Raw genomic sequence first — 23,222 nt, 5'->3', positions numbered from 1 at the left:
TAGAATAAAAGATATATTTATAATATATTGTTAAGCGGTTGAAAAAGTGATATTTTTCAACCGTTTTTTTATAACAATTATTTTAGAGGGAAACTCATGATGAAAAAAACGATTTTAACTGTGTCTTGTGCCTTAATTTTGACAGCTTGTGGTGGTGGTGGTGGAAGTGACACTTCACCCAAAAATCCTGCAGATGGTAGTGTCATTCAACAACCAGCCAATGATTTGTCTAATGCAAAAGAGTTGATTCAGACGGTAAATAATATTGTTGCGTATTATGATGGCTTTGCTGATATTAGTGAACGTTATCAACAACCAATACAGGCGATTAATGGTACAACAAGTGATTTGATTGACGCTGCGGATATTGTTATTACATTAGTACGTTTGGCACAGGCAGATGCGGGTGGGAGTAATAAAACATATACAGCCAAAGATTTAGAAAAATTATTAGCATTAGGTGGTTTTACTCAAGAGTACAACATAAAAAATAATACGTTGCAGGTGGTAACGAGTGCAAATAGTGTAAAAGTATCGGGTACATTAAAAGCTGAAACTTTTCAGAATTTTGATTTTGATAAAGCTCAACAAGATAATTGGCCTGATGGTTGGTTTTCAAATCCAGAATATGCTATTTATGGTGATGAAATGGCTATTACTGTAGGTAATTTTACAGTTGAGGAACCTGTTTTAGATCAGGTAAATACTACTTTAAATGCGACAATTGGTGCTAACAGTATTTTAGAAGTACAAAACTTAGCTAATAATAAAAAAGCAAAATTAAGTTTTAGTAACACCAGTGCAATTGCAGTAACGTATGCGGATGCAATGAAAATGGATGAGCGAGCTGCAGAAGAATTACCACAAAATGCTCAATTAAAGTTTTTAAATGTACAGTTTGAAAGTGAAGGATTAACTGCTATTTTGACTGAGTTTTCAGCTCAAGCTAAAGTTGCAAAGTTGACTGATGGCGTAGCTAGTTATGATCAGTTAATACCTGCAGAAATTATTTTAAAAGGTAGTCTTGATCTCAATGATGAATTGCTTCAACTAGATGCAAAGTTAAACTTAAATAATGATTTTAATAAAGTTTATAATATTCTTGTAGAAACACCAGATAATTTTATGGATGCAAGCGTATATCTTAAATTAGCTGGTAATTTAAAAGGTGCTCAAGCTACGACAAAACCATTTGTGTTAAGTGTAAATGCAAAGCGTTCAGAACTCACTAAGGGAACAGCGAATATTGAAGTTGCCGTAGATAAGTCTGTACTAGATATTAATCTAGTAGCACAACAGTTGAATGCTGAACCATTTTTATCTGCTGTTATTAAAAATAAAACAGGTGCTTCGGTCACTATTGAAAATATTGATACATTTACTCAGGCAGATATTATGGTAAATGGAAAATCTCAAGGTAAGGTGACAAAAAACTCAACAGGAAACTATATCGCTTCATTTGTTGATAATCAGATTCTTGTTATAGCTCCTTAATATTATAAGGAAATGGTTTCTTGATACAGTGATGTCTATACAAATAGATTTTTCTGAAATTAAGAAACCATTTTATTTTTTATGAAATATCTATTTTTAATTCTATGTTTTTTTTCAGTTTTCACCTATGCTGCGAGCGTGGAATATCGAGCGGATGCGTCATTATATAGTGAGCCTATTGCTATTGATGCTTTTTTAGATGATTGGCAAGATCCTGATTTTAAAAGTGGCAAGTACGCCTTTGCTCATGGTTTGATGCAGCTTTCTGTGCAACAAGATCAATGGAATTTAGGTTGGTTGTGGCGTTATGATTACATTTTAAAATTTAGTCCAGATATGGCAAAGCTTTATTACCAAATTGAAAATGATTTGCCTTTAGATGCAGAGAGTATGTATGAATTAACACTACATGCACAATATTTAGAGCGTATTGGCGCACGTATAGCATATGACTGGGTGCCCCAATCAAATTGGATACTTACAGCCGGTGTAAGTGCATTATATGGTCGACATTTTGTAGACGGTCAATTTAATGCTTTTGGTGAAACTAATTTAATGCCTCGTTTAGCAGACCGTGTGCAATGGTTGAATGGACAACTTAATTATTATTATGACCAGCCAGCATTAAAAGAGGATGAGTTAGGTCTTGGAGATTTTAGAGCAAAAGAAGGTTATGGTTATGCTTTAGATCTTACTTTACAAGGGGAGTGGTTAGAAAAATGGTACTTGAAATTCCAATTGGAGGATATTTTTAGCTATATGTATTGGGATGAAGCTCCCTATAGCCAATACCAAGCAACATTTGATCAAAACTCTCGACCTCGAATTAATTTAACCGGCACAGTAGCTACAGATAAGAGTTATAAGCAAAAAATTCCATATAAAATTTCGACCGAATTACTTTACAATATTCATTCAGAAATCCAATTAGGAGTTAGTAGTTTTTCTAACCCGTTCACAAGTTTATGGCAAATGCACTTTTTATGGCAACCTGACTCATTGCAATTAGGTCTACATTTTGAGCCACAAACCAAAAGCTTAGGTGTTTCTTTTAGGCATGAAAATATTGGAATGAAGTATTTGACGGATAATTTAAACACAAATCAAGCGCATAGAATGGAAGCCTATTTATTTGCACAATATCAATGGTAAAACTTATTTATTATATTTTTTTCTTTAAATAGGTGTGAGATATAATGATTCCAAAAGAAGAATATTAGGGTGATTTTGTATGAAATGCTTTAATTAGCCCAACCCGTTGTTTTTCTACTTTCCTTAATTTTGCGACCACCAATTCATACGAGTTTAAGACCAAATCTTGCACCAATTGCTCATCTAAATTGTCATCTGCAAAAATTGAAATCCAATGTTGTTTATTCATGTGCCAGCCCGCACGAATATAAGGATAAAAATCACGTAGCATGGCACCATGTTCAGGTTGAACTTTTAGATTGATGATGGCATGACCTTTTAAATACAGACTCAGCATAAATACTTTATCGAAAACTTTATGCACCAAACAGCCATCACCAAAAGGTTCGCTCAGGCTAACCTCAGGCAATTGTGCTGCAACACTTGTTGCAATTTGATGCAGTGATGACTGTGTTTGTGCCACTTATTTTCTCCTAAAAAGTTTATCCTGTGGATAACCACAGCTTTTTCCACAGAAAATGTGTATAACTTTGCTGGAATTCTAAACGTCCTTTGGCGAGTGCATCAGTATTAAGATGAACAACTCACCATCACTTCTGGCACATCACTTGGTAAAGGTGCTAAATCTTCAGGTTTTTCCAATGCTGTTTGCTGAATATACGGCTGGCTGAGCAAGTTAAATAAACGCTCAACTTCTGAAAAATCATCACGTTCTGCTTGCTCAATCGCCTTTTGTGCCATGTGATTGCGCAAAATATAGTGAGGGTTTACCTGTTGCATTGCAGCATCTAAAGCATCGGTATCTTGATGTTCACGAATCTGTAAATACTGTGCCAAAAAGCTTTCCCACTGTCTACGATCCAAACAATCATCCAGTATTTTAGTATATTGTTTATTTTGTAGGCGGATGAAGCTCTGGGTGTAATCCAGTTGTTCACTTTGCAAAATGCGTAAGAAGTTGGTAGCGCAATCAAAACTGTCTTTGTGGAAACTTGGCAGTCCCATTTTTTCACATAAGCCGAGTTTGTAATGCTCTAAAAAAGTGGGTTCAAAATATTCTAAACATGCTGCTAGTGCTTGTTTCCAATGTTCTTTCTGATTTGGGTTTTGCTCAAGCGGAATTAAATTGTTCAACCAGACCCACAAATTCCAGTGAGCCACGCTCGGTTGTTGTTGATAAGTATAACGTCCTTGATAGTCCGAATGATTGTTGATCCAGTTGGGACGAAAACGCTCCATAAAGCCATAAGGGCCGAAATCGAGTGTTGAACCTGTGAGATTTAAATTATCGGTGTTCATCACCCCATGCGCAAAACCGACCAATTGCCATTTGGCAATCATGACTGCGGTACGTTGAATAACTTGCGTAGCAAAGGCGAGTACAGGCTGTTCGGCTGCCAAGCATTCTGGATAGTGCCATTCGATACACTTTTGCACAAATTCAGGCAGTAATTCAGGTTGATACTGATTGATCCATTCAAAATGTCCCAAACGAATATGACAGTCTGATGTGCGTAATAGCATTGCACCAAGTTCTAATTTTTCACGTTGTACGCCTTGAGTAGATGAGGTAAATCCAACGGCATTGCTTGATGGCACACCCAGCGCATTTAAAGCATGACCTGCCAAATATTCACGAATCACGGAACGTAATACTGCACGTCCATCGCCCATACGTGAATAAGGCGTTGCCCCCGCACCTTTTAAATGCAGGTCAATAGTACGTTGTTGTGTGTCCAAAACTTGCGCAATGAGTAAACCGCGTCCATCTCCCAATTGACCTGCCCACTGTCCAAATTGATGTCCTGCATAGACCATTGCCAAAGCAGGAAATTCTTTAAACGTGGTTTGACCGCTGCAAATTTCAACCCATTGCTGTTGTTCTTCGGCTGTCCATTGTAGTTCTTTTGCCAATGCAGCATTAAAGTGTCCTGCTTTTGCACCTTTTAAAGGTAGAGGCTGCTGCATGTGATAAAGACGGGCGGGCAGGGTCGGATAACGCGGATTAAATTGCATGATGATGAAGCGCTTGGCACAAAGTGAGTTTCACTATAGCAAACTTAGACTTTAAAAACTGTAGCCTAACAATGCATAAAGCCCTGAACAGGTCAGGGCTTTCGCAGTGCATCAGAACAGAGGTTTATTCAGATACAGGATTCTTTTTTAGGTTGCGCATCAGCAAGTTCAAGGTTTCACGATGATGTGAAAGACGCTGTTCAACCAATTGGAATTCAACTTTTAATTTGTCATCCATTTGGTGGATTTTTTCAGCCATTGACGCTTTTTTCGCTTGAATTTCTTGCTCTTTTAATTTTGCCCAATCATTTAAAGTTTGGGTAAATGCATCATATTCTTGCGCAATACGGCTTTTCACTTGCACAATGTCATCATTCACATTGTGTCCATAGACCGCCAAGTCTTGCTCTGCATATTTAAAACGCATCGCCAATTCTGCTTTTTTAATATTAAAGCTTGGAATACGGCGTAAGTTTTTCGCTAGGCCTAACTTCGAGCATGTCCAAATTAACCATTTAGTTGGGTCATATTGCCACCATTTTACGCCATTACGATAATCGTACTGAAAAATGTGGTGATAGTTATGATAACCCTCGCCCCAAGTGGCAATTGCTAACCAGAAGTTATCACGCGCGGTGTTTTCGTCAGTATAAGGACGCGAACCCCACATGTGGCACAGCGAGTTAATAAAGAAGGTAACATGGTGGCTTAAAATCAGACGCATTAAACCGCCCAATAACAACACGCCCCACATATCGCCCACAGCCCAACCAATTGGCACCAAAATGCCAACGTGAACTGCAATTACGAGCGGAATATAGTATTTGTGTTGGAACATCACCAGTTTGTCATTTAACAAATCTGGCGCATTTTTAAAGTTTGGCTCTGCGGCAGGGTAGTCACGTAGCATCCAGCCCATGTGCGCAAACCAAAAACCATTATTAATTGAATATGGGTCTTTTTCGACATCATCAACATGGCGGTGATGGGTGCGGTGACCTGAACCCCAGAACAAAATACTGTTCTGAACGGCAAATGTTCCCATAATCATTAAAATGATTTTCAAGGGAAGGGTAGCTTCATAAGCACGGTGTGCCCATAAACGGTGATAACCTGCTGTAATACCCAAGCTACTTACGCCAAGTAATACAAACATGCTGATCCAAGCGGCTAAGCTAAAATCATGGTGATAGGCATACCAAGGAATCGCGATCACTGCAACAATAGGTAAGAAAACCAGTGCAAAGATGGCAATCCAGTTGATTGGGGCTTTGGGTAAGGGAGCATTCATCTCCAACAGCACTCCTAGAACCTTGGGAGGTATAAATGGACGCTTAATCCGTTATAACGCTATGACCGATCTATAGATTGAAATCATAGTATTAAATTTTTTAGGGATTAATTTTTTCGCATATTAGCATGAGCGTATTCACGATCACAGCATTATTGTACAGTTGTATTGTACTGGGTGGTAACAGAATATAATGGTATCTGCGAGATTTTACGGAAATATGATATACGGTAGCCAAACAAGCACGATAAATCATTTATTTATTCATCAATATGCTTAAGGTTACCGCTTACAAGTGTTGCATCATCAGTTTAGGATAATCGGTAATTAAACCCTGAATCCCTAAATCTTTAAGCTGTTTGGCGCGTTCAATCTGGTTGACTGTCCAAACGCTGATATTCAGTTTGGCCTGTTGTGTGGCTTGAATGAGCGCACCGGTTGCGAGTTCGTTCATCCAACCAATTTGGCAACAACCTAATTCTAAAGCCTGATCAATGGCTTGATATTGCAGATCATCTTCAACCAATAAACCGCGTTTAAAGCGTGATTTTTGTTGTTGCAAAGCCCAGTGAATTTTCGGATCAAAACTGGTGATGATGGCGTTGTGTTCAAAACCCTTCAAATGTTGCTCTAAACTTTGGGTAATTTTTTCGGCAGCGGCATGCGAGTTGACCGCTTTGACTTCTACTTCAATATGATCAAAATTTTGAATAATGGTCATGGTTTGATTGAGTAGGGGCGTGGTTTCGACTTTATTCCAGTCCGACCACATCACCGCATGATTGTAATGGTTTAAATCTTCCAGACTACATTCATACAGTGCTTTGTCTTGTCCTGTGGTGCGAATGAATTGATCATCATGCATAACCACTAAGGCATTGTCTTTGAGTTGACGCACATCAAACTCAACCGCTCGAATGCCAATATTTTGAATATATTCAAAACCACCAAGCGTGTTTTCAGGTGCTTCGCCACGCGCACCGCGATGACCAATTATGCGCATAATGTGCCCATGAATTGAAAGTTTGCTTTCATTTTGCAAGTACGACGTGACAAAGAGATGACATTTCTTATTTTGGTCGGATGATGTGAAATTTCAAGCAGCATCCGACGTGATTTTTTAGATGCAAAATCAGGGCTTTATTTTAGTTTCCGATTCTAGAGTGTGATGTCAGTTACCAATACTGTCGTTGATGTTCTTTTGCCATAACACTTCGCTGCCTCTTTCGGCACGTTGCAAGCTGCGAGATGCCACAAATAGCCAGTCAGACAGTCGGTTCAGTAGTTGCAAAGACGGTGCCTGAATATTTTGATCACGGTTGTGTACGGTCATTAAACTGCGTTCTGCACGACGGCATACGGCACGAGCTTGATGTGCATAACTACATGCCAATGTACCTGCAGGCAAAATAAACTCTTTGAGCATTGGCAGGCTTTCATTCATGCGGTCAATGTCTTGTTCTAAGTATTCGATCGCAAGCGGTTGTACGAGGTGGTAATTGGGGATACAGACTTCACCGCCTAAATCGAATAGCCAGTGCTGAATCAGGCTGAGCGATTTGTCCCAAGTGTTTTTGTCTTGAATGTTGCTATGTGTAATTTGTGAGCGCAAAACGCCTATGCAGGCATTGAGTTCATCGACATCGCCCAGTGCATGAATGCGTAAGTCGTCTTTGGCGACACGTGAGCCATCGCCCAGTCCTGTTGTGCCTGAATCGCCTGTGCGGGTGTAGATTTTGCTTAAACGGTGGCCCATGATCGTTCCTTGTTTGAAAGTGAAAGTTGCGTTTACTTGGTTGTAAGAAATAAAAGCTGGCGCAATAAAAAAGGATAATGTCGGTCATTACATTATCCATAAACTGCGCTGTTTTAAAGTTTTTGTTGTTATGCGGGTTTTAGTAGCGGAAAGTTACGCCTGCAGAAGCGACGCGACCGCCACTGAGGTAATACTGACCATCAGAGTTACCTGCAGAAGCCATTTTATAGTTTACATCGCCAGCATTTTGAATGTTAAAGAACAATTTGGTATATGGATTAGCATTGTAATAACCATGTAAATCAATTTGCATATGACCTGGAATGCTATCTTCATCGTAGGCACTGCTATCTGAACGGCTATTGGCGGTAAGTGTTGCAGATAAACCATAAACTTCTTCAGCCAAACCTAGCGATAAAGCAATTTTTTGACGTGGGCGACGGCTTAAGTCTTCGCCTGAGGCGTCATTGGTGGCTTTGCTATAGCTATAACTGGTTTTTGCAAACCATTGATCTCGATTAAAGTGTAGATAAACTTCAGTACCGTCAATGGTCGTTTCATCAATATTGGCAAACTTCCATCCGTTGGCTGGGTCACTATCAATCAAGTTATCAATTTCAGTGCGATAGACCGATAAGCCACTGCGCCAAGCAGAACTCATCTGCCAATCTGCGCCGACTTCATAAGATACGCTTTCTTCAGGTTTGAGTTCAGGATTGGCATAGTTACCATAATATAAGTCATTCATGGTTGGAGCTTTAAATGCGGAACCAATATTGCTGTATATACTGATATGAGGCTTAAAGAAGTAGCGAGCTGCTGCTTGACCCACAGTATGAGAACCATATTTTTCGTGATCTTCAATACGTACACCGATTTGGGTTTTTAGTTTGTCGGTCTGTAATTGGTGTTGTGCATAATAGCCTGTGCTGTCCAATTGTTCTTGAAATGAATCTGATGGTTTGTGGGTTTCGGTATCTAAGGCTTTATAGTTAACACCAAATGTGAGGTTTTGATGAGCGGTGAGGTTTTGACGCACACTGAGGTCATATTCGTCAGACACAAAGGTGGTTTCTTCTGCCACATTCAATTGCGTTAATACATCTTTAAAATGTGATACACGTGCTTTGAGTTCAGTATTTTGACTGGCTTGATAACGAGTGCTCAAAGTTGTGACCTGATTTAAAAAGTCATGCGCACGTGGGCTATAGGCATAAGTCGTCCAGCTATAGTTTTCGTACTGTGAGCGACCTTCATTTTCAGAATGTTCAAGAGATATATCCAAGGCATCACTTGCATACCCGAATTTGCCCGAAAATCCTTTTTGATCATAGCTTGAAGGCTCTGCACCTTCATAATCAAAAATGTTAGTGCCATCGGTTTCAAGGCGTTGCCCACGTAGTTGAGCATAAAAGCCATTTTCTACAGCATCTAGCCCTAAAATGGTTTTATAGGTACTGTTTTCACCCACTTCTGCAGAGATAAATGCTGAGTTTTTACTTGGGGTCTTGGTAATCATTTGTACCACGCCACCAATGGCGTTGGTGCCATACAGGACAGATGCTGGGCCTTTTAAAATCTCAATCTGTTTAATTTCAGTGGTATCAATAAAGCTGTTAGACGCTAGACCACTAGCATCGTTATTTAAACGCACGCCATCACGGAGCACTAAGGTATGGTCTGACTCGGTGCCTCGCATAAATAAAGATGCAATTTGACCATAACCACCAGACTGCACCATATTGATGGATGCATCGGTCATCATCAGTTGTGGGAAAGAGGCAATTGGTGATTGCTCAATTTGATCTGTACCAATAACATTAATCCGCGCAGGCACATCTTTAATATTTTGTTCACTACGTGAAGCAGTAACAACAAGCGTATCTAAAGCAGCATTCACCACACGCTGATCTTGCGATTCTGCAGCAAAAACTGAAGTTGAAAAACCCATTGCAAGCGCAATTGCGCCCACTAAAGCAGTAGGCTGAAAAAGAGTAGACATGACTTTGCTCCATACATTCACCCCACGTGAATGATTGAGTTAAGGGCACAACAAGCAGGTCTCCGGACTTCAATGTGCCAAGCATCTTCTAATTTATGATTGCTTCGCTATATATCCACCTTCCCATATTGTTCATACAGTGGTGTAAATCATAAGATTTAAATTGATATACGTTTCATGGTTACCGTTGCGGGGGCAGTGTTGGACTTTCACCAACTTCCCTAAAGCTCAAAGCTAGGACTCGTTGCATTTGCGCGAAGTATAAAGTCTGTATGCCATTTAAACAACGGAAATGCAGAATAATCCGCCTGAACTTCACTCAACCCCTTAAAATTGCATTACAATGATTCGCCCCAATATCTGATTTTGTTAGTGTGAACAGACAATTTAAAAGTCACGCACAGCAAGATCAGCAAAATGAAAATTGAAAATCAGGATTAGAGTCCAAAACGATGCGTACCCGTGCCAAAATTTGCGGAATCACGCGAATTCAAGATATAAACAGTGTGGTGCATGCGGGTGCAGATGCGATTGGCTTGGTGTTTTATCCACCTAGCCCACGCAATGTGAGCATTGAGCAAGCACAAGGCTTGCTGCAACACATTCCCGCTTATGTGCAAGTGGTTGGTTTATTTGTCAATGCAACGGCAGAAGAAATAGCCGCTGTACTGAAACAAGTACCTTTAGATATTCTGCAATTTCATGGTGATGAAACACCCTTGCAATGTCAGCAAATAGCACAGCAAGTTGGACGTCGATGGTACAAAGCCATTCAGGTCAAACCTGATTTAAATGTGTTAGATGCGATAAAAAGCTATCAACAAGCAGGTGCAAGCGCAGTATTATTAGACGCGTGGCATCCTGAACTCAAAGGTGGAACAGGACACAGTTTTGACTGGTCAAAATTCCCCAAACTCGATATTCCTTTAATTTTGGCGGGTGGTTTAAACCCTGAAAATATTGAAGATGCAATTCAGACGACTCAAGCCTATGCTGTTGATGTCAGTGGCGGAGTTGAGTCTGCAAAAGGTATTAAAGACCAACAACTCATAGAAAACTTCATGCAAGGAGTCCAACGTGGATCAGCAAAGTACAAATCACAATAACTCAGTGATTGACTATACCCAATTCCCAGATGCAAAAGGGCATTTTGGTATCCATGGCGGACGTTTTGTGTCAGAAACGCTGATGGCGGCTTTACAAGATTTAGAGAAATTGTATTTCCGCATGAAAGATGATCCGCAGTTTTTGGCAGAATTCGACCGCGATCTCGCCTACTATGTAGGTCGTCCTAGTCCTTTGTATTATGCTGAGCGATGGTCAAAAGAGTTGGGTGGTGCACAAATTTACTTAAAACGTGAAGATTTGAACCATACTGGCTCACATAAAGTGAACAACACCATTGGTCAGGCACTGTTGGCAAAACTGTCTGGTAAAAAACGCATTATTGCCGAAACAGGTGCAGGTCAGCACGGTGTAGCAACCGCGACCATTGCCGCTCGTTTAGGCTTGGAATGTGTGGTGTTCATGGGTGCAGAAGACGTGAAGCGTCAGGCCATGAACGTGTACCGTATGCGTTTACTTGGTGCAACTGTTGTACCTGTAGAAAGTGGCTCAAAAACCTTAAAAGATGCCATGAACGAAGCCATGCGTGACTGGGTCACCAATGTTGACTCTACATATTACGTGATTGGTACGGTCGCTGGCCCACACCCATATCCACAATTGGTACGTGATTTCCAGTCGATTATTGGTCGTGAAGCGCGTCGCCAAATTCAAGAGCAGGCAGGTCGTTTACCTGATGCATTAGTAGCTTGTGTAGGCGGTGGTTCTAATGCCATGGGCTTGTTCTATCCATTCTTGAACGATGCCGAAGTGAAAATGTACGGTGTCGAAGCTGCAGGTTTAGGCATTGAAACAGGCAAACACTCTGCACCATTGAATGCAGGACACGTGGGCGTATTACACGGTAACCGTACTTATTTAATGTCGGATGCACAAGGTCAGATCATTGAAACCCACTCTATTTCTGCAGGTCTGGATTATCCAGGTGTAGGGCCAGAGCACAGCTTCCTGAAAGATATGCACCGTGTAGATTACGTGCCAATCAATGACCAAGAAGCCTTGCAAGGTTTCCGTGATTTAACCCGTATCGAAGGGATTATTCCTGCTTTAGAAAGCTCGCATGCTATGGCTTATGTGAGCAAGCTTGCACCAACGATGGATAAAGACCAAATCATTATTGCGACTGTTTCAGGTCGTGGCGATAAAGACTTAATGACTGTTGCCCGCATTGATGGCGTGGAAATGGTGGATATGTAAATCGTAAACTGCTTGAAATAAAGTATGCTACATTTCAATTCAATCGTGCTGAAGCAATTCGGCACGATTTTTTATTTGGAGGATTGAAAAATTCTCGCTACTTTAAACAATCATGCTTAAAAATCATCAACTATAAAAGCCATCAAGCTTAGGATATTTGCGCAGGAGTCGGATATGCCCAGTTTATTTATCGTGATGTTAGGCGGACGTCATGCGCGAGCCAATACCGAAGTGCATGATGTGGTACTTGCGGTAGGTGATTCTTTAGAACAGACCTATCCGCAACTCAAGCAGGCTTGGTTTGCAGAACCGAAAGGTTTGCATATTGACGCATGGGCGCAAATTAATGGTGTTGAGTTTGAAGGTAAATCCTACTATTTAAAATTTACCGATGCGCAGCCGAACCAGGCAGAAAACCGACTGTATTTAATTAATTTAGGTGGATATGATCCGCGTGAGTTTGGCGAGTTACATCGTTATGTACTGGTGGTGGCGCAAAATCCAATGGTGGCAAAACAGCGTGGTAAAGCCTATTTTGCCCAGCACTGGCAAAAACAACATACCGATCGGGTCTTAGAGGTAGATGATTGTATTGCGATAGATCAGGTGCATGGTCGCTATGTGCAATTGGTTGAAGGCTCATTTTCAGGCAATCGTTGGGAAAATACCTATCTGACTTTGAATGCTGATGCTTAAATACCTTCAGAATATTGAGGGGAAGATATCTATTAATTTATATTTTGTATATTTAGTGAACGCTCAAGCCTTAAAATAGTAAAACAATCTATGCTTTTATAATTTTTTGAACAAAATCATAAGCTGCGGGTTTTTTGTACATGCATTTGTAGGCATAATACGACCAAAGATGAATTGTTTTTAGACAATAGGGAATGTCTTCAATGGATTTAATTCAGGCGAATGGACAACCGCATTATGGACGTTTTAGTGAACTTCCCAAAAAAATTGATTATCAGGCTTATCAATATAAATCACCGTATGGTGAAGTATTATCGGGTTGGCGTAAACGCTTAAAATATAAAAAGTTTAAATTTTGTAGTATTCGGCACGAACACTATACCATTGGGCTTGCGATTGCCGATATTGCTTGGGCAGGGCACGGTTTTGTCTATATTTATAATCACATGACGGGCGAAGTGCAGGAATGGAATGCGATTAATTTTTTATCGCGTAATACGGTTTTAGATGAGCAACCGTTATTTAATCAAAGTTTTTTTGAAAAATCGCCATTTCAAATTGAAATTCAACATGCCAATGGTGTGCGTTATATCCGCGTGACCAAATATGGTGAAATTAAACTCAGTGCGCGGATATTTTGTGCAGGCACAGACCCGCTAAGTATGTGTAGCCCAACAGGTATTAATGGTTGGACTTACACCCAAAAACTGACCACACTCGGCTGTGAAGGCTATTTTGTTAATAAAACAGGACAAACCATTCAATTCCATGAACGCACCTTTGCTTCTTTAGATGATACCTGCGGTTTTTTACGCCCTGAAACAGCATGGTTTTGGTTGTCGTGCAACTTTTGGGATACCGAAGACCGTCGTGTAGGCTTGAATCTGGCTTCTGGTGTGAATGAAAGTTTTGGCAACGAAAACTGTTTGTGGATTAATGGCGTGCTGTATCCCTTAACAGATGTGTTGTTCCAACCTGAGGATGATGGCTCGTGGAGCATTCGCTCACTGGATCATCGTTTGAATTTAACTGTCAGCACAGGTTGGCGCCGTTATGAAAACCTGAATTTGCGTCTAGTCGGCAGTCAGTTCAGCCAATGGCAAGCTAAAATTAGTGGTACTATTCAACAAGACGATACCGAAATTATTTTGTTAAACGAATACGGCTTGCTTGAACAGCATTATGCCAAGTGGTAGGGCAAGTTTTTAACCAAGATTGTACGTCACCATTTGCAGATCATCATGTGACGTCATCTATCACTCACTTGAATCGCCATTGAGTTTTTACATAAACGGCAAAAAAAGGCGCATTATGCAATTTCACTATGCGTTCAGAATTGGCATGATACTGCGAAATATATCAAGGTGAGTTTCACATGGCACAAGGTCTTTTGGCGGGTAAGCGTTTTTTAATTGCTGGTATTGCAAGTAAATTATCTATCGCATTTGGTATTGCAGAAGCATTGCATCGTGAAGGTGCAGAATTAGCATTTACTTATCCGAATGAAAAACTCAAAAAACGTGTTGATGACTTCGCTGCACAATTTGGCTCAAGCATTGTATTGCCTTGCGATGTAGGCGTAGATGCAGAAATTGAGCAAGCTTTTGCTGACTTGGCAAAGCACTGGGATGGTTTGGATGGTTTGGTTCACTCGATTGGTTTTGCGCCTGCGCATACTTTAGATGGTGACTTTACCGATGTTACAGATCGTGATGGTTTCAAAGTTGCGCATGACATTAGTGCTTATAGCTTTATTGCGATGGCACGTGCTGCAAAACCATTATTACAAGCACGCCAAGGTTGCTTATTGACTTTGACTTATCAAGGTTCTGAGCGTGTGATGCCAAACTACAACGTCATGGGTATGGCGAAAGCATCTTTAGAAGCAGGTGTACGCTACTTGGCTTCAAGCTTGGGTGCTGACGGTATTCGCGTGAATGCAATTTCTGCAGGTCCGATTCGTACGCTTGCCGCATCAGGCATTAAATCATTCCGTAAAATGTTAGACCTCAATGAAAAAGTTGCACCTTTAAAACGCAACGTGACCATTGAAGATGTTGGTAATGCGGCATTATTCCTTTGCTCACCATGGGCGAATGGTATTACTGGTGAAATTCTGTATGTCGATGCAGGTTTTAACACGGTTGGTATGAGCGCAGAATTAATGCTAGATGCTGAATAAGCATTGCATCAAGCAGATAAAACCGAAGTTTAGGCTTCGGTTTTTTTATCGCTGCATTTTAAGCAAGAGGTATTTTGCAGATTGCTGTAATTTTATTTTCTTCTTTGGCGCATCTGCTGCTATAAATAGATGAGTTGACAATATTTCAAAATAAAACTGGGTTTTAGGTCTTAAAAATGAATGCGGAACAATTGCAAAAAACGTTACATGCCAGTCAATATGCAGAACAAGTCTTGGCAAATCACGAAAGCCTGTTACAGCAGGATTATGCAATTGACCAATTCCTAAAACCGCTGAGCGCAGACTACATTCATCAACTGGTGATTTCGACTTTACAAGACATTCAAGATGAAACCTTGTGGATGAAAACCCTGCGAATTTTACGCGCGCGTTTAATGTTCCGCTGGATTTGGCAAGATGCCAACCAACTCACCGATGTGGTGACGTTGACACAGGAACTTTCAGACTTTGCCGATATTTGTGTGCAAGTTGCCAAAGATTTTGCGCGGATTCCGTTGGTTGCCAAGCATGGCGAACCGATGGGATATAACGGCAAAGTCCAAGACCTGATTGTGGTCGCCATGGGTAAACATGGTGCGCAGGAACTGAATTTATCCAGCGACATCGACCTGATTTTTGCCTTTGATGAACAAGGCGAAACCAATGGACGCAAGTGTATTGAAGTGCAGCAATTCTGCATTTTATGGGGACAAAAACTGATCTATCTATTAGATCATATCACCGCCGATGGTTTTGTTTTCCGTGTCGATATGCGTTTACGTCCGTGGGGTGATGGTTCGGCTTTGGCGATTAGCCATGTCGCACTGGAAAAATATTTAAGCCAGCATGGACGCGAATGGGAACGCTATGCTTGGATTAAGGCACGTATTATCACAGGTGGGCAAGAAGGTTATGAACTGCTGGAAATGACCCGACCTTTCGTATTCCGCAAATATGTCGATTACACCGCCTTTGAAGCCATGCGCGAAATGAAAGCCATGATTGAGCGCGAAGTGCAGCGTCGTAATATTGAAGACAATATTAAATTGGGCGCGGGCGGTATTCGTGAAGTTGAATTTATTGTGCAGGTTTTTCAGCTGATTTACGGTGGTTCAAAACTAGAATTACAAGACCGCCAGTGTTTGGTGAGTTTGCGCCATTTGGGTGAAGCTGAATTGCTAGAGCCACAAGCCGTACTGGATTTGGAAGATGCCTATTTATTCCTGCGTCGAGTAGAACATGCCATTCAAGCCTTGAATGATCAGCAAAGCCAAGCTTTACCGACTGAACCTGAGTTACGCGCACGCATTAGCGATACTTTGGGCTTTGCCGATTGGGACAGCTTTATGCAGACCCTAAATGAAAAGCGTGTCAAAGTCATTTATCAGTTTGAGCATTTAATTAAAGAAAATGAACCCGATTCTTTGCTGGAAAATTACAGTCAGCTAGAAAAACAGCTCGATGCGGTACTAGACGATCAAGCGAAAAATTTAGTGCATGAGTTCTGGTATGGACATGCCATTAAAAAACTCACCGCCAAAGCTTTACAGCGTTTAAAAACCTTTTGGCCACACTTGATTGAAGCAGTGTTGCAGTCAGAAAATCCACAAATGGCATTGATGCGTTTAATGCCACTGGTCGAATCTGTTCTGCGTCGTACCGTGTATTTGGTCATGCTGATTGAAAGCAAGGGGGCACTGCAACGCTTGGTAAAAATGGCCACAGTCAGCCCGTGGATTTGTGAAGAATTAACGCAATATCCTGTGTTGTTAGATGAATTTTTATCTATGGATTTTGAATTGCCAAAACGCAGTGATTTGGAAGATTCTTTACGCCAACAATTGCTGCGCATTGAACTGGATGAAGTTGAAGACCTCATGCGGGTGCTGCGTTTATTCAAAAAATCCAACGTATTGACAGTTGCGGCCAGCGATGTACTGGCAGAAAGCCACTTAATGAAAGTGTCAGATGCGTTAACTGATATTGCCGAAGTGACTGCAAATGCAGCCCTGCAACTGGCCTATCAAATGATTGTCAAAAAACATGGTTATCCGCTAGACAGTGAAGGACAGCGCTGTGGTTTGGAGCATAACGCTTTTGCCATTATTGGTTATGGCAAAGTGGGTGGCATCGAACTGGGTTACGGCTCAGATTTAGACGTGGTTTTTATTCACAACATGGATGAACAAGCCGATACCGATGGCATTAAACCGATCAGTGGCTTTGAGTTTGCCATGCGGGTGGCACGCAAATTTGTATCTTTAATGACCACGCAAACTTTAGATGGTCGCGTTTATGATGTCGATACCCGTTTACGTCCTTCGGGAGATGCGGGTTTACTGGTGACCAGTTTACGCGCTTTCGAGCAATATCAACTGAAAAGTGCGTGGCTGTGGGAGCATCAGGCTTTGGTTCGTGCACGCAGTATTGCAGGCGAACAATGTTTACGTGACAAGTTTGAAGTGTTGCGTTGTCAGATTCTAACCCAGCCGCGTGACGAAGCTTATGTCCGCAGCGAAGTGCTGAAAATGCGTCAAAAAATGAAAGATCATTTGGGTTCATCTAAAGAGCAAAAAAAAGATGGAATTTTTCATTTAAAACAGGATGCAGGTGGTATCGTTGATATCGAATTTATGGCACAGTATGCGGTATTAGCCTGGAGTGGGTCGAATCCTGATCTCGCCCATTATTCCGACAACGTAAGAATCCTTGAAGATGCCGCAAGAACAGGTTGCTTATCCAGCGACGATGCGACAGCATTGATTCAAGCTTATCTCCGTGAACGAGCCGAAAGCCACCGCTTAGCCCTTGCAAATCAATCCATGCAAGTCAATGCTGCGGACTGGTACGATACCCGTGAGGTCGTTTGCAAGTTATGGCAAAGATTAATTGATCCGACTGCAATGTCTGCGTTGGATTAAAATGACTATTGTATAAACATTTGGAGTGTGTGCCATGAATTTGGCTGATCGTGATGGTTTTATTTGGCAAGATGGACAATTGGTTGACTGGCGTGATGCAAAAATTCACGTCTTAACGCATACCTTACACTACAGTATGGGTGTGTTTGAGGGTGTCCGCGCTTATGAAACGCCAAACGGAACTGCGATTTTCCGTCTTCAGGACCATACTAAGCGTTTGTTAAACTCTGCAAAAATCTATCAAATGAAAGTACCATTTGATCAAGCAGCTTTAGAACAGGCGCAAATTGATGTGGTACGTGAAAACAAACTTTCATCGTGCTATTTACGTCCATTAATTTGGATTGGTTCTGAAAAACTGGGTATTGCTGCAACCAATAACACCATTCATGCTGCTGTTGCGGCTTGGGGTTGGGGTGCATACTTGGGTGAAGAAGCGATGGCTAAAGGTATTCGCGTTAAAACTTCATCGTTTACGCATCATCATCCAAACGTGACCATGTGTAAAGCTAAAGCTTCTGGTAACTACACTTTGTCTATTCTTGCACACCAAGAAGTAGCGCAAGCAGGCTATGACGAAGCGATGTTGATGGATCCACAAGGTTATGTATGTCAAGGTTCTGGCGAAAACGTATTCTTAATTAAAGATGGCGTTTTACATACACCAGACATCGCAGGCGGTGCTTTAGATGGTATTACGCGTCAAACGGTGATCACCATTGCTAAAGACTTGGGATATGAGGTAGTTGAACGCCGTATTACGCGTGATGAATTCTACATTGCCGATGAAGCCTTCTTTACAGGTACAGCAGCAGAAGTTACCCCAATTCGTGAATACGATGACCGTGTAATTGGCTGTGGTTCACGTGGCCCAATTACTACTGAAATTCAAAAAACTTTCTTTGACGCAGTTCAAGGCAAGAATGACAAATATGCACATTGGTTGACTTACGTTAAATAAGTCACGCGTGTGTACCTGAGTCAACATGATTGACTCAGGTGTGATGACCCCGTTCAGGCAATAGTTTGAATGGGGTTTTATTTTGTCTGCTATTGCGTTATGAGTTAGCTAAACATCTTGCGAGGTTTATCTCTCACGTTACAGATATAGATGAATGATCAACTGTTTCTTCGTTGAGTTGGTGGTGTGCAAATTTGATCTTTTGGATAGATTCAGCCGCCCAAAACATGGCTTTTTTATAGCGAGAGGCAATCCCTGTAATTGGTGAGATTTGATGTTAAAAAACGCTCAGTCTGTTGAATGTGATAGGAGATAGTGAATTAAATACGTGAAAAGTGTAGTAAAAATTAGGCTAAAAACTGAATTTTGACCATTCTTTCAAAAATAAACCTACTTAAAATGTAACAAAAGTTAAAATAAAAATGTTGTTAAAGTTAAATAAAAACAATGTGTTGGTTTAAATGTAAATAAATATATTTTTTGGGTATCCCTAGAATTGGTATCACAAGTTTTAGGGAGTGGGCTGCTCCCTAGTTTTTTGCGATGTCATTTAAAACAGTACTTTAATCTCCTAATTAGCTGAATTCCAAGGTTTATTTAATATTGCGTGAAATAGGGCGCATAGATGGTTTCTTGTGAAAAATACCTAAAATGAAGAAGCTTGCTAAGGATTGAGTTTCAATAATTCTAACGATATCTCAAGTGAGTGAATGATTAAAAAATGGTTTTTTATAAGAGTTATGGAGAAGTGACATGTCTAAATTTATTAAAACTGCTGCTGCTTTGATGGTTTTCGGAGCTTTTTCAACGGTAACAATGGCGGGTGGTAATCATCATCCTAAACCAGACCCTAAGCCAACCCCAGTATGTAACGAAGGGCCATGTACAGGAAGTATTCCAATTCAAGTGATTGTGCCTAAGCGCTGTGAGCTGAAAGTGAAAACACCAAGTATCTCATTAAAAGATGGTGCAGAAGCTTCTGGTCAATTTATGGTTGGGGCGAATGCAAAGTACAACTTATTGGTCGATACCGACAACCGTGTTGGTGGAGGCAAAACAACCAAATCTGCAGCCAAATCAGGTAGCCATGCAGTGGGCTTAACAGTTGAAACCAAGCTTACGGGTTCATCGTCTGTGATTCAGTTAAATGATCAGCAAACCAACATTGCGCCAGGTAGCAATGGCTGGAATTCTTACAATGTCTTGGTTAAAAGTGAGGGCGTAGGTATTTCTAAACCAGCGGGTACTTACACCGATAAATACAACATTCGAGTGTCATTCTAATTCGCTTGAACTCAATCTAAATCAGTTGGCTTTACCGACAGGGTGGAGTCAACTTTTTAGTCTAAAGAAATACAAAATAAGACATTGCTGGGGGAAGTATGAAACGATTATTGAAATATATGCTGGTTGCAGGTTGCTTATGTGTAGAAGCTGTTTATGCAAACTTGGTCATTTCACCTACGCAAATGTATTTGGGCGATAAAGCACGACAACGCAGTGCAACAGTAGTCATGGAAGCCACCGATCTTACTGAACCGAAAAGCTTTGAAATGTCTGCCTATAAATGGTCGCAAAATGCACAGGGTGAAGATGTGCTAGAACCAGAACAAGACATCTTAATTAATCCTAAAAACTTTGTTTTACAACCGAATGCACAACAAGTGATACGCGTAGGTTTTAGCCGACCACTTTCTAAGGAAGAAATGGCGCAAGAAAAAACTTGGCGTATTGTTTTTAAAGAAATTGCCCCTGTGGTGGAAGAAGACGCCTTACAATTTTTATTTACGATTTCTGTACCGTTGTTTGTTGGTAAGCAAGATGCCATTCAGGTGACTGCAACCCCGCGTTACCAGAACGACCACTTATTTTTAGAGATAGAAAATCATGCTGCATCGCATGTGCAAATTTCTTCAATCAGCATTTTAAATCAACAAAAACAACCCATTGCAACCACACGTGAAATGAAATATTTGTTAAATCAACAAAAACACAGCTTTGATATGGGGCAAATCAAACTTAGTGATTTGAAAAATTACATACTCAAACTTGAAACAGATAAAAGTGAGCAAGCCATTGAGTTAAAAATGAAGGGCTAAATCATGCATAGAACTCGACTGTTTTTTGCGCTGCAATGTGTCCTGTGGGGGATACCATTACCTGCCAATGCTGAAATGGCGTTGAATAGTGTTTGGCTGAATGGCGTAGATCGTGTCATTGAAAGTTTGGTGTTGCAGCAGGATGGGCAACGCTATATGGAATGCGAGGTCTTGCAGCAACTTGGTTTACAGCAAGACCGTTTACAAAAACACAGTGCACAAACTCAGTTCTGTTCTGTAACCACCAATGAAATTCAGTCTGAACAAGACTTTGCGCTGCAAGCGATTAAATTGACCGTACCTGCCAGCTATTTTATAGATGCACAACTGAGCCAAACCCATGCGATTCCGTCTAAAGCAGAGTTGGGCGGTTTTTTAAATTATAATGTGCTGTATGCACGTTATGATAATTACAATGAATTAAATGGTTTGGCGGAGCTTGGTATTTTTAAAGATTACTGGATTTTTAAAAATGGCATGATGTATCGCAAAGAGGCAGAACAGGATCAAGATAAGCTACTGCGTTTGAATACCAGTTTTGAAATTGAATTTCCATCACGTTATCAGCGTTTAACTTTGGGTGATAACACCAGCGTTTACAATCCTTTATTAGATACATTCAGATTTGGTGGTGTGTCTTTTGGTTCAAATTTTAGTAGTTATCCAGACTTTATTTATTGGAATGTACCCACCTTAAGAGGCAGTGCTGTACTGCCATCCACCGTCGATTTATACATTAATGGCATCAATCTATATCAGCAACAAGTGACGCCTGGGCACTATACCTTAAATACGGGTGCAAATATTCAGCAGTCGGGCGAGGCGCAAGTGGTGGTGGAAGATGTATTGGGAAATCGTACCGTGCAATCTTTTCCAGTTTATGTCACCACGCAACTACTCAAACCAGGACTGAACGAATACAACTTTTCTGCAGGAAAGCTGCGTTATGACTACGACTACGTGTCGGATGATTATCGGGAGTTTTTTGGCAACCTTTATTTCAGACGTGGAATTACAGACAGCACGACTTTAGGAACCAATTTAAGTTATAGCAAAGATGTGCAGAATGTCGGGTTGCTATGGACGCAATCTCTCAGCAAATATGCCTTGTTAGATACGCATGCTGCGTCTAGCCACAGTGATTGGGGCGATGGTTATACCTTTGGCGCTTCGTTAAGCCGTAATGGAAGTCGGGTTGCACTTGGTGCAAGTCATAAATACTACAGTCCTGAATATCGTGGTTTGGGTTATAGCGATATGACACAAACAGTGGAATACGACAACTTAGCTTATGTCAGTATTTTCAATATTCCTTTCATTAATACCTTAAATGTGAACTATCTAGAGCGCCGTTATCATCCCAATGCAAATAATAGCTTTGCAGATAGCCAAATGCTTACAGTTGGTTTTTCTCGTATGTTTGGGCGTCAAACTTCACTGTCGTTTTCTTATTATAAAGATTTGAAAGTGCAGGATAGTGACGGGGCATATTTAACACTGAATTATCAATTTGACCAACGCCGCAGTGCGCAGCTTTCGCATAATTTTGATGAGCAAACCCAGTTGCGTTATGCACAGAGCAGCCTGACGCAAAATGGTGTGGATTACACTCTTGCTGTGCGTCACCAACAAACAGAAGGGGATATTGGGGTAAATGCCTATACCGCCCTGAAAATGCCGATGGGTAATTTATATTTAAGCCACGATGAAAGTGAACGCTTTAGCTACAGTCAAGCCAATTATCAGGGTGCAGTAGTGTGGTTAGACCGTAAATGGGCCATGACCAAATATGTAGACAATGCTTTTGCTTTGGTGAATGTTGGTGATATTCCAAATGTGGAAGTACAACGTGCCTTAACACCTGTTGGTAAAACCAATCAACACGGTTATGTGTTTGTGCACGACATTGTGCCTTACGTCAATTACGACGTGTCTTTTGATCAAGACCAGTTAGATCTGTATGACAGCTTTGAATATTCAAGCCAAAAAGTGATTGGTATGAATCAACGCGGCTATAAAGTGAATTTCCCTGTTCAGCGTACAGGATTGATCATATTGCGTTTACTCACGCCCGATCAGCAGACCTTTGTGCAGGGCAGTGAAGTGTATTTAAGTGATGATGCAACCGAATTTGTACCTGTGGGCAGCGATGGAAAAGTACATTTATATGGTGTGAAAGCAGGCAGTTATACGCTGAAGGTTAAAACCAAAGGTGGAAAAGTTTGCCATAGTTCACTTGAAGTCCCTCAAATTAAAGCAGGCACTGTTCCACAAACCAGACAGTTAGATTTGATTTGTCAGTAAGTATATCAGCAGGATGATTGAGGATG

The 23,222-nt window shown here is 40.9% G+C and carries 18 protein-coding genes and 1 riboswitch; of the genes, 12 read left to right on the top strand and 6 right to left on the bottom strand.

The annotated features are described in order from the left end of the window. The first annotated feature begins 96 nt into the window (after nucleotides 1–96). Together J4G44_RS00175 and J4G44_RS13540 are read left to right on the top strand one after the other, a co-directional pair. A complete protein-coding gene (locus J4G44_RS00175; RefSeq protein WP_207973729.1) occupies nucleotides 97–1,494 on the top strand; it encodes a hypothetical protein in 1,398 nt (465 codons plus the stop codon). Between the two features lie 81 nt (nucleotides 1,495–1,575). Then, nucleotides 1,576–2,646, top strand: a complete 1,071-nt coding sequence (locus J4G44_RS13540; protein WP_228291699.1) for a hypothetical protein — start codon at nucleotides 1,576–1,578, stop codon at nucleotides 2,644–2,646. 64 nt (nucleotides 2,647–2,710) lie between these two features. On the opposite strand, the gene J4G44_RS00165 is transcribed toward J4G44_RS13540, so the two are convergent. From J4G44_RS00165 to J4G44_RS00140, 6 genes are all read right to left on the bottom strand, one after another. After that, nucleotides 2,711–3,109 (bottom strand): MmcQ/YjbR family DNA-binding protein, encoded by a 399-nt coding sequence (locus J4G44_RS00165; RefSeq protein ID WP_207973728.1) that lies wholly within the window; start codon nucleotides 3,107–3,109, stop codon nucleotides 2,711–2,713. Nucleotides 3,110–3,216: 107 nt separating this feature from the next. Then, the gene (locus J4G44_RS00160) at nucleotides 3,217–4,662 is read right to left on the bottom strand and encodes a protein adenylyltransferase SelO (protein WP_207973727.1); all 1,446 of its coding nucleotides are present in this window, start codon (nucleotides 4,660–4,662) and stop codon (nucleotides 3,217–3,219) included. Between the two features lie 124 nt (nucleotides 4,663–4,786). Then, nucleotides 4,787–5,953, bottom strand: coding sequence for an acyl-CoA desaturase (locus J4G44_RS00155; protein ID WP_180169830.1), 1,167 nt, complete (start codon nucleotides 5,951–5,953; stop codon nucleotides 4,787–4,789). A gap of 289 nt (nucleotides 5,954–6,242) precedes the next feature. Continuing rightward, on the bottom strand, nucleotides 6,243–6,956 hold the full coding sequence (locus J4G44_RS00150; RefSeq protein ID WP_004975054.1) for a glycerophosphodiester phosphodiesterase: 714 nt from the start codon (nucleotides 6,954–6,956) through the stop codon (nucleotides 6,243–6,245). A gap of 168 nt (nucleotides 6,957–7,124) precedes the next feature. Further along, nucleotides 7,125–7,709 carry a cob(I)yrinic acid a,c-diamide adenosyltransferase gene (locus J4G44_RS00145; RefSeq protein ID WP_154320365.1) on the bottom strand — a complete coding sequence of 195 codons (585 nt, stop codon included), beginning with the start codon at nucleotides 7,707–7,709 and terminating at the stop codon, nucleotides 7,125–7,127. A 139-nt stretch (nucleotides 7,710–7,848) separates the two neighbouring features. Further along, nucleotides 7,849–9,711 carry a TonB-dependent receptor plug domain-containing protein gene (locus tag J4G44_RS00140; RefSeq protein ID WP_207973726.1) on the bottom strand — a complete coding sequence of 621 codons (1,863 nt, stop codon included), beginning with the start codon at nucleotides 9,709–9,711 and terminating at the stop codon, nucleotides 7,849–7,851. A gap of 36 nt (nucleotides 9,712–9,747) precedes the next feature. Beyond that, a riboswitch (cobalamin riboswitch) is annotated at nucleotides 9,748–9,971 on the bottom strand. Between the two features lie 192 nt (nucleotides 9,972–10,163). Between J4G44_RS00140 and J4G44_RS00135 the strand changes: the two genes are divergently transcribed. The 10 genes from J4G44_RS00135 (at nucleotide 10,164) to J4G44_RS00090 (ending at nucleotide 23,196) form a co-directional block, all read left to right on the top strand. Beyond that, entirely contained in the window at nucleotides 10,164–10,817 is a 654-nt protein-coding gene (locus tag J4G44_RS00135) for a phosphoribosylanthranilate isomerase (RefSeq protein WP_004975062.1), read from the top strand. After that, nucleotides 10,789–12,033 (top strand): tryptophan synthase subunit beta, encoded by a 1,245-nt coding sequence (trpB, locus tag J4G44_RS00130; protein ID WP_004975067.1) that lies wholly within the window; start codon nucleotides 10,789–10,791, stop codon nucleotides 12,031–12,033. Before J4G44_RS00135 ends, trpB begins: the two co-directional genes overlap by 29 nt. Before the next feature lie 174 nt (nucleotides 12,034–12,207). Continuing rightward, nucleotides 12,208–12,729, top strand: coding sequence for a DUF1543 domain-containing protein (locus J4G44_RS00125; protein WP_096901526.1), 522 nt, complete (start codon nucleotides 12,208–12,210; stop codon nucleotides 12,727–12,729). Between the two features lie 203 nt (nucleotides 12,730–12,932). After that, on the top strand, nucleotides 12,933–13,925 hold the full coding sequence (locus J4G44_RS00120; protein ID WP_207973725.1) for a DUF2804 domain-containing protein: 993 nt from the start codon (nucleotides 12,933–12,935) through the stop codon (nucleotides 13,923–13,925). Between the two features lie 179 nt (nucleotides 13,926–14,104). Beyond that, nucleotides 14,105–14,911: an enoyl-ACP reductase FabI gene (locus J4G44_RS00115; RefSeq protein WP_004975071.1), complete on the top strand. Its 807-nt coding sequence runs from the start codon at nucleotides 14,105–14,107 to the stop codon at nucleotides 14,909–14,911. A gap of 176 nt (nucleotides 14,912–15,087) precedes the next feature. Continuing rightward, entirely contained in the window at nucleotides 15,088–17,832 is a 2,745-nt protein-coding gene (glnE, locus tag J4G44_RS00110; RefSeq protein ID WP_004975073.1) for a bifunctional [glutamate--ammonia ligase]-adenylyl-L-tyrosine phosphorylase/[glutamate--ammonia-ligase] adenylyltransferase, read from the top strand. Between the two features lie 34 nt (nucleotides 17,833–17,866). Then, complete coding sequence (locus tag J4G44_RS00105; RefSeq protein WP_004975074.1) at nucleotides 17,867–18,793, top strand: branched-chain amino acid transaminase; 927 nt, start codon at nucleotides 17,867–17,869, stop codon at nucleotides 18,791–18,793. A 753-nt stretch (nucleotides 18,794–19,546) separates the two neighbouring features. Continuing rightward, nucleotides 19,547–20,077: a hypothetical protein gene (locus J4G44_RS00100; RefSeq protein ID WP_004975075.1), complete on the top strand. Its 531-nt coding sequence runs from the start codon at nucleotides 19,547–19,549 to the stop codon at nucleotides 20,075–20,077. A gap of 98 nt (nucleotides 20,078–20,175) precedes the next feature. After that, nucleotides 20,176–20,892 (top strand): fimbrial biogenesis chaperone, encoded by a 717-nt coding sequence (locus tag J4G44_RS00095; protein ID WP_004975079.1) that lies wholly within the window; start codon nucleotides 20,176–20,178, stop codon nucleotides 20,890–20,892. A gap of 3 nt (nucleotides 20,893–20,895) precedes the next feature. After that, entirely contained in the window at nucleotides 20,896–23,196 is a 2,301-nt protein-coding gene (locus J4G44_RS00090; RefSeq protein WP_207973724.1) for a fimbria/pilus outer membrane usher protein, read from the top strand. The last annotated feature ends 26 nt before the right edge of the window (nucleotides 23,197–23,222 follow it).

The sequence above is a fragment of the Acinetobacter towneri genome (assembly GCF_017498585.1).
In the GTDB taxonomy this organism is placed as follows: domain Bacteria; phylum Pseudomonadota; class Gammaproteobacteria; order Pseudomonadales; family Moraxellaceae; genus Acinetobacter; species Acinetobacter towneri.
This window is presented reverse-complemented; position numbering and strand designations above follow the sequence as displayed.